The 11,243-nt window shown below is 39.1% G+C and carries 14 protein-coding genes, 3 tRNA genes and 2 pseudogenes; 9 read left to right on the forward strand and 10 right to left on the reverse strand.

The genetic code is table 11. The features are described 5' to 3' along the window. Positions 1-137 precede the first annotated feature (137 nt). A pseudogene (locus tag MF4640_RS17000) lies at positions 138-1,451 on the forward strand (AAA family ATPase); the annotation flags it as partial. Between the two features lie 157 nt (positions 1,452-1,608). Here MF4640_RS17000 and guaA read toward each other — a convergent pair. The 3 genes from guaA to MF4640_RS17015 form a co-directional block, all read right to left on the reverse strand. Next, positions 1,609-3,177 carry a glutamine-hydrolyzing GMP synthase gene (guaA, locus tag MF4640_RS17005; RefSeq protein ID WP_004684379.1) on the reverse strand — a complete coding sequence of 523 codons (1,569 nt, stop codon included), beginning with the start codon at positions 3,175-3,177 and terminating at the stop codon, positions 1,609-1,611. A 147-nt stretch (positions 3,178-3,324) separates the two neighbouring features. Continuing rightward, positions 3,325-3,690: a NirD/YgiW/YdeI family stress tolerance protein gene (locus tag MF4640_RS17010; RefSeq protein WP_078390332.1), complete on the reverse strand. Its 366-nt coding sequence runs from the start codon at positions 3,688-3,690 to the stop codon at positions 3,325-3,327. Positions 3,691-3,803: 113 nt separating this feature from the next. Then, the gene (locus tag MF4640_RS17015) at positions 3,804-4,220 is read right to left on the reverse strand and encodes a DoxX family protein (protein WP_078390333.1); all 417 of its coding nucleotides are present in this window, start codon (positions 4,218-4,220) and stop codon (positions 3,804-3,806) included. A gap of 194 nt (positions 4,221-4,414) precedes the next feature. Between MF4640_RS17015 and MF4640_RS17020 the strand changes: the two genes are divergently transcribed. Then, complete coding sequence (locus MF4640_RS17020) at positions 4,415-5,059, forward strand: DedA family protein (RefSeq protein ID WP_004684377.1); 645 nt, start codon at positions 4,415-4,417, stop codon at positions 5,057-5,059. Here the strand turns inward: MF4640_RS17020 and MF4640_RS17025 are convergent. From MF4640_RS17025 to MF4640_RS17045, 5 genes are all read right to left on the reverse strand, one after another. Next, a complete protein-coding gene (locus tag MF4640_RS17025) occupies positions 5,056-5,649 on the reverse strand; it encodes a LysE family translocator (protein WP_078390334.1) in 594 nt (197 codons plus the stop codon). The two genes, MF4640_RS17020 and MF4640_RS17025, sit on opposite strands and share 4 nt — an antisense overlap. A gap of 217 nt (positions 5,650-5,866) precedes the next feature. Then, the gene (locus tag MF4640_RS17030; protein ID WP_078390335.1) at positions 5,867-6,256 is read right to left on the reverse strand and encodes a hypothetical protein; all 390 of its coding nucleotides are present in this window, start codon (positions 6,254-6,256) and stop codon (positions 5,867-5,869) included. After that, entirely contained in the window at positions 6,253-7,107 is an 855-nt protein-coding gene (locus tag MF4640_RS17035; RefSeq protein ID WP_010325621.1) for a ParA family protein, read from the reverse strand. Before MF4640_RS17035 ends, MF4640_RS17030 begins: the two co-directional genes overlap by 4 nt. 85 nt (positions 7,108-7,192) lie before the next feature. Further along, positions 7,193-7,585 carry a SirB2 family protein gene (locus tag MF4640_RS17040; RefSeq protein WP_078390336.1) on the reverse strand — a complete coding sequence of 131 codons (393 nt, stop codon included), beginning with the start codon at positions 7,583-7,585 and terminating at the stop codon, positions 7,193-7,195. Between the two features lie 14 nt (positions 7,586-7,599). Next, positions 7,600-7,908 (reverse strand): BolA family protein, encoded by a 309-nt coding sequence (locus MF4640_RS17045; RefSeq protein WP_078390337.1) that lies wholly within the window; start codon positions 7,906-7,908, stop codon positions 7,600-7,602. Positions 7,909-8,128: 220 nt separating this feature from the next. Between MF4640_RS17045 and MF4640_RS17050 the strand changes: the two genes are divergently transcribed. The 3 genes from MF4640_RS17050 to MF4640_RS17060 all read left to right on the forward strand — a co-directional run bounded on the left by MF4640_RS17050 (position 8,129) and on the right by MF4640_RS17060 (position 8,434). After that, a tRNA-Gly gene (locus MF4640_RS17050) sits at positions 8,129-8,204 on the forward strand. Positions 8,205-8,245: 41 nt separating this feature from the next. Further along, positions 8,246-8,321: transfer RNA gene (locus tag MF4640_RS17055), tRNA-Gly, on the forward strand. A gap of 37 nt (positions 8,322-8,358) precedes the next feature. Further along, positions 8,359-8,434, forward strand: a tRNA-Gly gene (locus MF4640_RS17060). A 472-nt stretch (positions 8,435-8,906) separates the two neighbouring features. Here MF4640_RS17060 and MF4640_RS17065 read toward each other — a convergent pair. Then, on the reverse strand, positions 8,907-9,134 hold the full coding sequence (locus MF4640_RS17065) for a helix-turn-helix domain-containing protein (protein WP_005401914.1): 228 nt from the start codon (positions 9,132-9,134) through the stop codon (positions 8,907-8,909). Positions 9,135-9,247: 113 nt separating this feature from the next. Between MF4640_RS17065 and MF4640_RS17070 the strand changes: the two genes are divergently transcribed. The 4 genes from MF4640_RS17070 (at position 9,248) to MF4640_RS17085 (ending at position 11,123) form a co-directional block, all read left to right on the forward strand. Further along, positions 9,248-9,457 carry a hypothetical protein gene (locus tag MF4640_RS17070; protein WP_005401915.1) on the forward strand — a complete coding sequence of 70 codons (210 nt, stop codon included), beginning with the start codon at positions 9,248-9,250 and terminating at the stop codon, positions 9,455-9,457. Between the two features lie 23 nt (positions 9,458-9,480). Further along, positions 9,481-10,662, forward strand: a complete 1,182-nt coding sequence (locus MF4640_RS17075) for an Arm DNA-binding domain-containing protein (protein WP_078390338.1) — start codon at positions 9,481-9,483, stop codon at positions 10,660-10,662. Beyond that, on the forward strand, positions 10,655-10,903 hold the full coding sequence (locus MF4640_RS17080; RefSeq protein ID WP_005401917.1) for a hypothetical protein: 249 nt from the start codon (positions 10,655-10,657) through the stop codon (positions 10,901-10,903). Before MF4640_RS17075 ends, MF4640_RS17080 begins: the two co-directional genes overlap by 8 nt. 67 nt (positions 10,904-10,970) lie before the next feature. Continuing rightward, complete coding sequence (locus MF4640_RS17085; protein WP_227518680.1) at positions 10,971-11,123, forward strand: hypothetical protein; 153 nt, start codon at positions 10,971-10,973, stop codon at positions 11,121-11,123. On the opposite strand, the pseudogene MF4640_RS19130 reads toward MF4640_RS17085, so the two are convergent. Further along, positions 11,112-11,243: pseudogene (locus MF4640_RS19130) on the reverse strand (IS481 family transposase); the annotation flags it as partial. The gene MF4640_RS17085 and the pseudogene MF4640_RS19130 sit on opposite strands and share 12 nt — an antisense overlap.

An 11,243-nucleotide genomic window follows, 5' to 3' on the forward strand; every position in this document is an offset into this window, starting at 1 on the left:
CAATAAAAAGCGTGTACACAGTGCACTGGGTTATGTATCGCCTTTTGAGTTTGAAGCAATGTACTATGATAAGATTAACCCGTTAGGTCAGGTGGCCTAACTTAAATAAAAAAGTCTCCGACAAACCTGGTACGGTTCAAAATGCTTTTGCCAAGCAGAAATCATCTATCGAACTGCTAAAAAAATCACTTGAGGATAAAGATAAAAAACTATTTTCAGAGTTATCAATCGAACATCCTCAAGATCATTCTACAGAAATCAAAACTATCCTTGAAAGAATTTCTCAGATTCGAACTGAATGCATTCAGAAAAATGATCAACTTTATTCTTTGCAAAACGAAGCTAAAAATGCATTACGTTTAGATCATATTTATATCTTCTTACAATCTATTAACTACACTCAGTTAACTTCAGATATAGACCTAGCTTTTGAAGCCATTGCTCCATTAGAAATTGAACTTGCAACACTACAAACTCGAAAAACCACAATTACTACTGAAATAAAAAGTGAAGAAGACAAATTAAAATCTGAGGGTGAAGCTTGTCGACGCATTAAGAATATTCTAAATCATGATTTCGGACATCAAGCCTTAAGCCTAGAACCAATCGAAGCCAATACAACAAATGGGAAAGAGATTAAATTTGAAATCCAACGTAATGGTACTAAAGCCCATAATCTCAGTGAAGGTGAGCAAAGCCTCATCTCATTTTGCTATTTCTTAGCAAAAATCCAAGATGATCTAGATCAAAATAAGAAACCGATTATTTGGATAGATGATCCTATTAGTAGTTTAGATAGTAATCATATTTTCTTTATCTTTTCTCTTATTGAAGAAAAAATTGTAATTAATCAAAAATTTGGGCAACTGTTTATTTCAACACATAATTTAGAGTTTTTAAAATACCTAAAACGACTCAATGGGAAAAAATGGGGCAATATACAATTTTTTATTGTTAAAAGGAATTTTGACTCCTCTGCTATATTCCAAATGCCAATCTATATGAAAAACTACTTTTCAGAATTTAATTTCTTATTTCATCAACTATATCTCTGTGCAAGTGAAGAAAACATTAACGACCAAAACTATAATATATTTTATAATTTCCCCAATAACGCAAGGAAATTTTTAGAACTATATTCTAATTTTCATTATCCAGATGGATTTTCCAACACCGATACCGAAAAACTTCAATTCCTTTGGGGCGAACATTTAGTATTTACATTTACTGATAGAATCAATAATGAATACTCTCACTTGGCAGGAATATTTGAAAGATCCTTTACACCTTTAGAACAACCTGAAATGCATAAAGCTTCTTTTGCTATTCTAAAAAAAATTATTGAGTTAAATCCAAGACAATACGAAGGTTTCTTAAAAAGTATTGGAATAGAATCGACTACATTAGACCCTCTTTATATAAAACTAACTACATCAAAAAAGAGCGCTTAAGCGCTCTTTTTTTAAAGATAATTTTCGTCAACTGCCGCGCGCAGAGCGCTTGGCGTAAATTTGGCTAAAAGCTATCGCTTTTAGAAAGCCCTCACTGCCGCAGGCGTAGCCTTTGGCGTAAAATCGGTAAAATGCGTTGTATTTTAAAGCCCCGATTTTACTCCCATTCAATCGTTGCTGGTGGCTTAGATGACACATCATACACAACACGAGAAACATCTTTAATTTCGTTCATGATACGAGTCGAGATTTTATCGACAAGATCATAAGGAAGATGTGCGAAGCGTGCTGTCATAAAGTCAACCGTTTCAACGGCACGAAGTGCAATCACCCATGCATAACGACGACCATCACCGACGACGCCAACAGATTTCACCGGTTGGAATACAGCAAAGGCTTGTGCAGTTTTATCATACCAACCGCTAGCACGAAGCTCTTGCATAAAGATATCATCTGCAAGACGTAAAATGTCTGCATATTCTTTCTTCACTTCACCCAAAATACGCACGCCCAAACCTGGACCTGGGAATGGATGACGATATAACATTTCAAACGGTAAACCTAAAGTTGTGCCTAAACGACGCACTTCATCTTTAAACAAATCACGGATTGGCTCAACCAATTCAAAAGCTAAGTCATCTGGTAAACCGCCCACATTGTGGTGAGATTTAATCACATGCGCTTTACCATTTTTGGTTGCAGCAGATTCGATCACGTCTGGGTAAATTGTCCCTTGAGCAAGGAAGTTTACGCCATCAAGCTTACGCGCTTCTTCAGCAAAAACTTCAATGAATTCACGACCAATGATTTTACGTTTTTTCTCAGGATCAACTTCACCTGCAAGTGCAGTCAAGAAACGCTCTTCAGCATCAGCACGAATCACTCGGATACCCATGTTTTTCGCAAACATGTCCATCACTTGCTCGCCTTCATTCAAACGAAGTAGGCCATTATCAACGAATACACAAGTCAATTGATCGCCAATCGCACGGTGTAAAAGCGCAGCAACTACTGATGAATCAACACCACCCGACAGACCAAGAAGAACTTTTTGATCGCCAATTTGTTGACGTAATTGTTCAACGCGTAGGTCAATGATGTTTTCAGAGTTCCACAGGCTACGACAGCCACAAATGCTGTGTACAAAGTTCGATAATAACTCTGCACCTTTTGCAGTGTGCGTTACTTCTGGGTGGAACTGAATACCGTAGAAACGACGAGTTTCATCAGAAACCATCGCAACTGGACAGCTTGGTGTGCTTGCAGTGATTTGGAAACCTTCAGGAATCGCTGTCACTTTGTCACCATGGCTCATCCAGACTTTAAGTTGGTCTTTGGTGTCTTCAAGATCACCAATCAACTTGTCACGAACTTGGATGTTTACTTCGGCATAACCGAACTCATGTACAGTACCCGGCTCAACTTTACCGCCAAGCTGTGCAGACATGGTTTGTAAGCCATAGCAAATACCCAAAACTGGTACACCTAAGTTGAACACAACTTCTGGCGCACGTGGGCTGCCTTCTTCGTGTACGCTCTCAGGACCACCTGATAAGATGATACCGTTTGGATTAAATGCACGAATGTCTTCTTCAGACATGTCATAGGCATACATTTCAGAATATACGCCAGCTTCACGTACGCGGCGTGCAATAAGCTGGCTATATTGAGAACCGAAATCCAAAATAAGGATACGATCTTCAGTAATTTGAGTATTGGTAGTCATGACAAACAACTATGAAAGGCAAACGAATATAAGCGCCGTATTCTAGCATTTTTCCGCGCATAACGCACATAATTCGGACAAGCTTTATACAACGCTTAAAACCCAATGGTTTTTATATCAAAAAGCACGCTTTCGCGTGCCTGATGTTTATTTCAAAACTTTTTCTATTTTAACGACTTCAATATCGGTCGGTTTATAACGATGTGTATCCACCTCGCCCACAACCTGCACCTTATCTCCTGCTTTAATATTGGATGCTTTCCATAAATCGTCATCAATATCCAGCAAAATAACTCCTGTACCATCGCTGAACTCGTAGTGGTCTTCATTGAGATGTTTCAGCAGTGTCCCTTTTAAAGTGACCGCCGTTTCATCTTTGAGCTTTGCAATGGCTGACACAGAGACATGATTCTTTGCTGCTGCTTGTAAAATGATATGGTCATCTTTAGCCCATGCACTAGCGGCAAGACTTAGACTTGTAATACATAACCCTATTTTAAAAAGATTTTTCATCTTATTTTCCTCATGTTTTATTGATCTTGATCAAAACAAAAAATGAACGTCCACACCGTACTTTTTTGTAAATAAAAAAAAGCAGCATCGTGAATGCTGCTTTTCATTTTGAATTATTTTTCAATCAGATGATCTAGACTCATTTTTCCTGCACCATGTAGCATTAGAAAAAATAAACCACCCGCCATTGCAAAGTTTTTCATAAAGTTAATGCTGTCTTGCGCGCCATCGTGAAAAATAAACGCAGTAATCATACTAAAGAGACCTAAACCAAACGCAGCAAAGCGGGCTTGAAAACCAAATAACAGCGCTAAGCCACCACCAAACTCAACTAAAATGGTTAAAGGTAATAGCGCTCCAGGAACCCCCATAGACTCCATATACCCTACAGTTGCGCTATAAGCTGAAATTTTTCCCCAGCCTGCAACAATGAAAATATAAGCTATCAGTACACGGGCAATTAAAGCTAAAACTACATCTGTATTGGGTTGATTGATAATATTTTTGGCCACAACATTTCGATTAAATATTTTTACACCTTTAAATACGTTTTATTTGAAGTTGTAGCTATCTTAATGTTCTCTATTTTTAGAATAAATATCCATTTTCATCACACATACTTTTAAGATAAGAACACTGATAGCTAAATTTATTTACGTTTTAATACTGACTTCTGATAACGAGACTGCTAGGATTTCCGCACTCTTTTGCTTATTTGTGCCCCATGGAACTGATTGATTTTATATTACATGTCGATGACCATTTGCTTGAGTTTATCACCAACTATGGGGTTTGGATTTATGCAATTTTGTTTCTCATCATCTTTGTGGAAACAGGTTTGGTGGTCATGCCGTTCCTACCCGGCGACAGCTTATTGTTTGCCGCAGGTGCTTTAGCAGCATCCACAGGTGCAATGAATCCGTGGACTCTTGGTGTTTTACTTTTTATCGCGGCCGTACTGGGCGATACGCTGAATTATCACATTGGTCGTTATATTGGACCGCGCGTTTTTGAAATCGAATCCCGTTTCATCAATAAACAACATCTGATTAATACGCAAAAGTTCTTTGAAAAACATGGTGGTAAAACTATTATTTTTGCACGTTTTATTCCTTTTGCGCGGACTTTTGCACCTTTTGTAGCAGGTGCAGGAAAAATGGATTACAAATTTTTCCTGTCTTATAACCTGATTGGTGCATTCTGCTGGATTGGTTCATTTATTACTTTAGGCTATATTTTTGGTAATGTGCCTGTGGTCAAAGACAATTTCACGCATCTGATTTTCGGCATTATTATTATTAGTGTCTTGCCGGGGATCATTGGTTTTATTCGTGCCAAATTAAAGAAAAAATCAACCACTGAAGCTTAAGCAAAAAAACGTAGAATCACGGGAAACATACACACCACCAACAACATGGCCGATCCTTTATATAAGAGATCGGCTTTTATTTGTTTGGACTCACCCGATAAAATGACACGGCCAAAAGACATCCAGAACAGTGCCGTTGGCAATAACACCAGACTAAACACCGCAAACACCAAAAAGAAATTGGTGGGATTATTCCAGGCTTCATAGGGAAAAATACCCGCAGCAAATAAGACCGCTTTCGGATTTTTCAAAGTAGAAAAAAACAATTGTTTAGGTCGAATCGAGGTAAAACGTTGATTATGTTTTTCTAAGTGTGAGCTTTTCCACAAATGAAAAGCCAGCCAGAACACATAGACTGCACTGAGTGCATGTAAAAGGTCTATCAGATAAGGCCAAGTCGGGGTGCTAAGATGAATCAGGAGTGCCCATAAATTGATGGCATAGAAATACCCAAACAGTTCTGCGGGTACAAGTAAGCTGGTCTTCGCCAGACCTTGCTGATGTGCAGAGCTTGCGAGTAAAGCATTGGTTGGTCCCGGAATCATCAAGACAGCAATCATTGCCAATACAAACAGCCAACTCTCAATCATAGACATCCAACAACAGCATTAAAGATGCGCAATTTAGCCGAAAAAGAGTGGCTTCCTCAAGTCAAAGCCAAAAAAAAAACACAGAACCCATGAGGTAGAAAAGTGCATGGTAAAACGATAGCACATTGTTTTATTGAGATTATTTTCGAAACATTTTGCTAAGATTTTAATGACTGCTGAAAGGTTGAACCCTTCAGCAGAATGAATAAATGCGGCATTAATTCGTCTTATTTTGCACGGTAATCGCACAGCCTTTGAATTTTGCAGCCTGTACAATCGCCTCTTGCTGACCCAAAAGTCGTGAAATTTCAGTTTTTTTGGTGTTCGATGATTGTCCCATATTGACTGAAACGCTTGGACCAAAGCCCCAACCGCCACCATGACTCCATCCACCACCCAGACCTAGACCCACGCCCACACCCGTACGTTTCGCAGTAGGTACACCTTCATCTAAATGTTGCTGAATCCGATTATATTCTGCTTGTAACTGTTGGCAGTTCAAAGCTTGATACTGTGTAGGAGAGACATAAGTCGGTTTAACCGTTGTGGCACAGGCACTCAATAACAGCATACTGCCCATTAAAAAAGCAATTGTGATCTTTTTCATGCTGAATCTCGCAATTTATTATTCTCAATCTCATTGAACAATGATTGATAGGCCTGCGTCAATTTATGATCGTGTGCCAAATGAATTAAGGGTAAATTTTTGTGATGCGATTCTTTCATCAGCACCGATGGGGGCAACATACTTTCTAGTACAGGAAGACCTTCATCCTTCAGCTGTTGCACCACTTCACGCGGAAGTTTGGCCTGCGCTTGGAACTGATTCACCACAATGCCTTCAATTTCCAAATGATCATTATGATCGTCTTGAGTTTCGAGCACATTTTCGATCAAAGTTTGCAATGCACGTTTAGAAAAGACATCACAATCAAACGGAATCAGGACTTTATTGGCTGCAATCAGTGCCGACAAAGTAAAGAAGTTAAAGGCTGGTGGTGTATCGATATAAACACGATCATATTTTCCAGCAAGCTGTTGTAACGCATCACGCAGTTTATAAATTTTATGTTTTGACTCTAAAGCATAAGCCAATGCCCCGAGGCTTGGGCTGGCTGGAATCACATCCAAATTTTTAAAAGGGGATTGGTGTACATAACTTTCTAAGCCTTTAGCTCGTCCTTTTAGGATCGAACCAATGGCACTGCCCAATAGACTTTTATTTTGAGTCGTTCCAAGCACTTCTTCAAAATAGTTTTCAATATTGGGTTCTAAAGCTGGTTTATCTGCAGAATACGTTGCGTCATCGCCCAATACATACTGACTCGAATTCGCTTGCGGATCGAGATCAATCAATAAGGTTCTTAAGCCTTGATATGCACTAATTGCCGCCAAATTTACTGCAATACTGGACTTACCGACACCACCTTTTTGATTAAATACCACACGTGTATGCATGAAATCCCCTCCCTCTTGTTATTTTTCCGCTATAGATAGCAGTGTAGCGCAGAACAATCGCTGTGCCGATGATTATGTCTAACAATTAGCCAAAGTTTGGTTTAATCATGACTAAACCTAAAATGGATATCATCGCTACCACCGCCAAGAATAACCCCACTCGGCGCTGTGTAAGTAAAATGCTGTCTTCTTTTTTATAAGCTTTCGACAAAGAAGATAACATCACTAAAAATAAAACCACTTTGGCATAAAACCATGTTTGCACATCAAAGTTTTTCATCACTAAAAGTGCAACCCCAGTCAGTACAATCTCCAGCATGCTTAAGTGCTGAAGAGCAACAAAAACTGTTCGACCTGCTGGATTGGGTTGATTGCCTTGAACGCCTTTAAATAGCGTCATGGCACGCGCCAAAATCAATACACATGCCAAGCTGACCGCACTCATATGCACGATCTTAATCAATAATTGTGTTTCCATGACTGAATCTCTGCTTAGCTTTTCGGGGCATGTGCGCAATTTGGGCTGGAAGTATCTTGCCCTTGCCATTCTTCGGGTAGAAAAGCATGTATAGCCAAAGCATGAATTTTACCTGGACTAAGTAAATCTCCTGCTACCGCATAAATTTTTTGATGCCGCTGAACTAAACGTAATCCCTCAAAAATATCACTCACCACGATCACTTTAAAATGTGATTCTTTCCCTGGGAAATAGCCGCCATGACCAGAAGATTCATTCACGACTTCTAAATGCGATGGGGAAAGCTGTTGTAAGCGTTCAATCAGTTGCTGCTCCAAGCTCATACCTGTCTCCAAAAAATGATGATTCGTTCAAAGTATACCTGTTCCTTCAGGATGTTGAATGTGTAAAACCCTTTCAGACAGCATTAGGCACAACGTTTCGCGAGTAAAAGTTAAAAAGCTCAAGGTATAGTCTAAAACTGGCTTTATTTTATGCAATTAAACTCAGCTTTTTCATAAAGCTATTGACCCTGAACTTGCTTGCTGTATCATACAGCGCTATGCGGGAATAGCTCAGTTGGTAGAGCACAACCTTGCCAAGGTTGGGGTCGCGAGTTCGAGTCTCGTTTCCCGCTCCAAATTTTTTTCAGTGTAAGTTTTAGCAAAAACTGCTCCATACGCGGGAATAGCTCAGTTGGTAGAGCACAACCTTGCCAAGGTTGGGGTCGCGAGTTCGAGTCTCGTTTCCCGCTCCATTTTTTAGTGTAAGTTTTAGCAAAAACTGCTCAATACGCGGGAATAGCTCAGTTGGTAGAGCACAACCTTGCCAAGGTTGGGGTCGCGAGTTCGAGTCTCGTTTCCCGCTCCAGATTTAAAAAGCCCTGATCGAAAGATTGGGGCTTTTTATTGTTGATTTAATTGATATTTATTCATCTAATTAGAATTATTTACTAAAGCCTACTTATAAATTTTACTGCCCAGCTCTATATTCAGTGCCCAAAATGTGACCATTATGTGCCACACCGTATATAAATCACCTTAAATGACCTCAAACGCTACTCACTTACATACAATTTTAGACTGTTTAGATTTAAAATAGAGGCCTAAAAAATCGAATTTCCCCCCCAAAATTTGAACTTATTTCTTAAGTTTGTGACCAATCACTTTTCTAAAGTGACCATCGGTGACCAAAATTTTTACCTATAAAAGCTCATTTTTAGATATTCATCTAAGTTTTAAATAAATCAATTCAAATTATCTAGATAAATTTTAACGATCGTTCAAATTTCATATCTACTTTGTGACCAATCAAGATTTCAAAGTGACCATCGGTGACCAAACTACTCTTCACTGGACTGATTATTAATATTTTTTTTAAAAATCAATAAATCTCCAACCTCTACCTCTAGTGCTGTGCAAATCTTATCAATTGTCTCAAAATCAATTCTTACAGACTCATCATTATAAAGTTTATGTAAAGTAGATTTATTAATTCCAGTGCTTCTAACCAGATCAGCAACTTTTAGCTTTCTTTCTGCCAACAAAACTGCCAAGTTTGAAATAATCATAAAATTTCCTAGTTAGATAGTAAAAAGTACTTGCAAAGACATAGAAATATGATAATTTACGTTTTAAGGATAATTTTTCCTATTTAACTAGTAAAAAATCAGAGGCTTTTATTATGTCATATACCTATCTTACAGCCCAACAGCTGGCTGAAAAAATTCAGTACGACGCTCGTACTATTCGCAATCAACTTAAAGATAGCGTCTTCATTGAAGGTGTTCACTATATTCGTCCTTTTGGTGGACGCAAGATTCTCTTTGTCTGGGAGCGTATCGAAAAGGAAATGCTGAAATTTACAGGTTTAAGCATGGATGCTCTTCAATAATTGACTATAGAGGAACTATGAATATGGCTAGCATCCGCGAACGAAATGGAAGGCTCATTGCTGACTTCCGTTATATGGGTACTCGATGCAGAGAAACAACGAGCCTTGAAGATAACGCATACAACCGAAGAGTACTAAAGAAGCGTCTAGAACAACTGGAAGCGGAAATCACTTTAGGTACTTTTGAATATGAAAAATATTTTCCTAAAAGTAAAAAAATTGATGACTTCAAAGAAAAACGTAGTCAACAAATTGCAGTACAAACACAAGTGCCACTTTTCAAAGATTTTACAGCTTTGTGGTTTAAACAGAAACAAATTGAATGGAGAGGTTCTTATCAACAAAAAGTAGCGATTGTCATTAAAAATTACTTGTTACCTGCTTTTGGTAATCTTGTTTTAACAAAAATTAAGAAGTCAGACTTGCTGAACTTCCGCGCCTCTCTCGCCAAAGTGACACACGGAAAAAATCAAACAAGTCTGAAAGCATCTAGGATTAATCAAATCATGACGCCTTTACGTATGATACTGAATGATGCGGCTGAACGATACGAGTTTGAGTCGCCTTATAAAAATATTAACAATCTGAAAGAAAGTAAGATTGAAGTCACACCTTTTTCTCTGGAGGATGTACATAAAATTATCACCACGGTACGTGATGACTTCAAACCTTATTACACCATCCGCTTTTTTACGGGCATGCGTACTAGTGAAATTGATGGCCTTCAATGGAAGAACATTGACTTACCACGCCGTGAAATCCATATCAGAGAAGCGTTAGTAAATGGGGAACTTGGTGGAACCAAAACTTATGGTTCTGACCGTACCATACAAATGAGTGATCGGGTTTATCAGGCCTTTCTACAACAGAAAAGCTTAAATAATGGTAAATCCAGTTTTGTCTTCTGTAATCGTGATGGTGGGCCTCTCGATTATCGCTTGGTAAGCAAGCGTGTCTGGCATCCCCTGTTACGCTTTTTAGGGCTAAAGCCCCGTCGTGCTTATCAAACACGCCATACAGCAGCAACACTCTGGCTGTCGGCAGGCGAGAACCCGGAGTGGATCGCACGCCAGCTGGGACATTCAACCACTGAAATGCTGTTTCGGGTCTATAGCCGTTACATCCCCAATGTTACACGTCGCGATGGCAGTGCTTTTGAAGCCATGCTAGAAAAACTCAATACAGAGGAGCTTGCACATGAATAGTAAGGCTTTCTTTGGTGGTGTGGTCGTCAGCCCAGAAGCAGATATGGTCGCTCGTGAATTAATCTATGAGCTACACATTCCCAAACTGCACAATCTGGCCTTTTTGCTGAAAGTTAACAAATGTTTCGATGACCATCAGGCTTTGAGACTTTGGCTACAGCGAATGCTAGATGATGGACAAGCCCATTACGATGATTTAGCTCAACAAGCCCGTATCCGGTTAATAAATCTAGCTCCCTGATCTAATAAATATACAAGGTCATCAAATTGATGACCTTAGCCCCTTATACCCATAAAAAGGTAAACCCATGCATAAAGATATTTCAATTTGGATGCCACTTTATATTGGCGACTTACAGGCAAAATTCGCACGAATGACTGTAGAACAAATCGGTGCAACACTTCTGTTAATGATGGATTTCTGGAAAAATGGTGCCATTCCTCATGACCTAGCTGTTTAGTCCCGGCATTTGATGGATCGGATCAATTTTAAAAAGTTCAGGTTCATCTGTCCACTGTTTGCAGATGAATTCGTAGGGAGTCAGGCCCCTGAGTGTTTTGAGTCTGCGGCCGAAGTTGTA

Origin of the sequence: Acinetobacter sp. MF4640 (assembly GCF_002018895.1) — a bacterium.
GTDB lineage: Bacteria > Pseudomonadota > Gammaproteobacteria > Pseudomonadales > Moraxellaceae > Acinetobacter > Acinetobacter johnsonii.

What these genes read in the sequence shown, in the direction of transcription:
- guaA (WP_004684379.1), bottom strand. Translation starts at nt 3,177, where the DNA reads ATGACTACCAATACTCAAATTACTGAAGATCGTATCCTTATTTTGGAT.
- MF4640_RS17065 (WP_005401914.1), bottom strand. Translation starts at nt 9,134, where the DNA reads ATGATTATTTCAAACTTGGCAGTTTTGTTGGCAGAAAGAAAGCTAAAA.
- MF4640_RS17080 (WP_005401917.1), top strand. Translation starts at nt 10,655, where the DNA reads ATGAATAGTAAGGCTTTCTTTGGTGGTGTGGTCGTCAGCCCAGAAGCA.
- MF4640_RS17085 (WP_227518680.1), top strand. Translation starts at nt 10,971, where the DNA reads ATGCATAAAGATATTTCAATTTGGATGCCACTTTATATTGGCGACTTA.
- MF4640_RS17040 (WP_078390336.1), bottom strand. Translation starts at nt 7,585, where the DNA reads ATGGAAACACAATTATTGATTAAGATCGTGCATATGAGTGCGGTCAGC.
- MF4640_RS17075 (WP_078390338.1), top strand. Translation starts at nt 9,481, where the DNA reads ATGGCTAGCATCCGCGAACGAAATGGAAGGCTCATTGCTGACTTCCGT.
- MF4640_RS17020 (WP_004684377.1), top strand. Translation starts at nt 4,415, where the DNA reads ATGGAACTGATTGATTTTATATTACATGTCGATGACCATTTGCTTGAG.
- MF4640_RS17045 (WP_078390337.1), bottom strand. Translation starts at nt 7,908, where the DNA reads ATGAGCTTGGAGCAGCAACTGATTGAACGCTTACAACAGCTTTCCCCA.
- MF4640_RS17030 (WP_078390335.1), bottom strand. Translation starts at nt 6,256, where the DNA reads ATGAAAAAGATCACAATTGCTTTTTTAATGGGCAGTATGCTGTTATTG.
- MF4640_RS17070 (WP_005401915.1), top strand. Translation starts at nt 9,248, where the DNA reads ATGTCATATACCTATCTTACAGCCCAACAGCTGGCTGAAAAAATTCAG.
- MF4640_RS17025 (WP_078390334.1), bottom strand. Translation starts at nt 5,649, where the DNA reads ATGATTGAGAGTTGGCTGTTTGTATTGGCAATGATTGCTGTCTTGATG.
- MF4640_RS17035 (WP_010325621.1), bottom strand. Translation starts at nt 7,107, where the DNA reads ATGCATACACGTGTGGTATTTAATCAAAAAGGTGGTGTCGGTAAGTCC.
- MF4640_RS17010 (WP_078390332.1), bottom strand. Translation starts at nt 3,690, where the DNA reads ATGAAAAATCTTTTTAAAATAGGGTTATGTATTACAAGTCTAAGTCTT.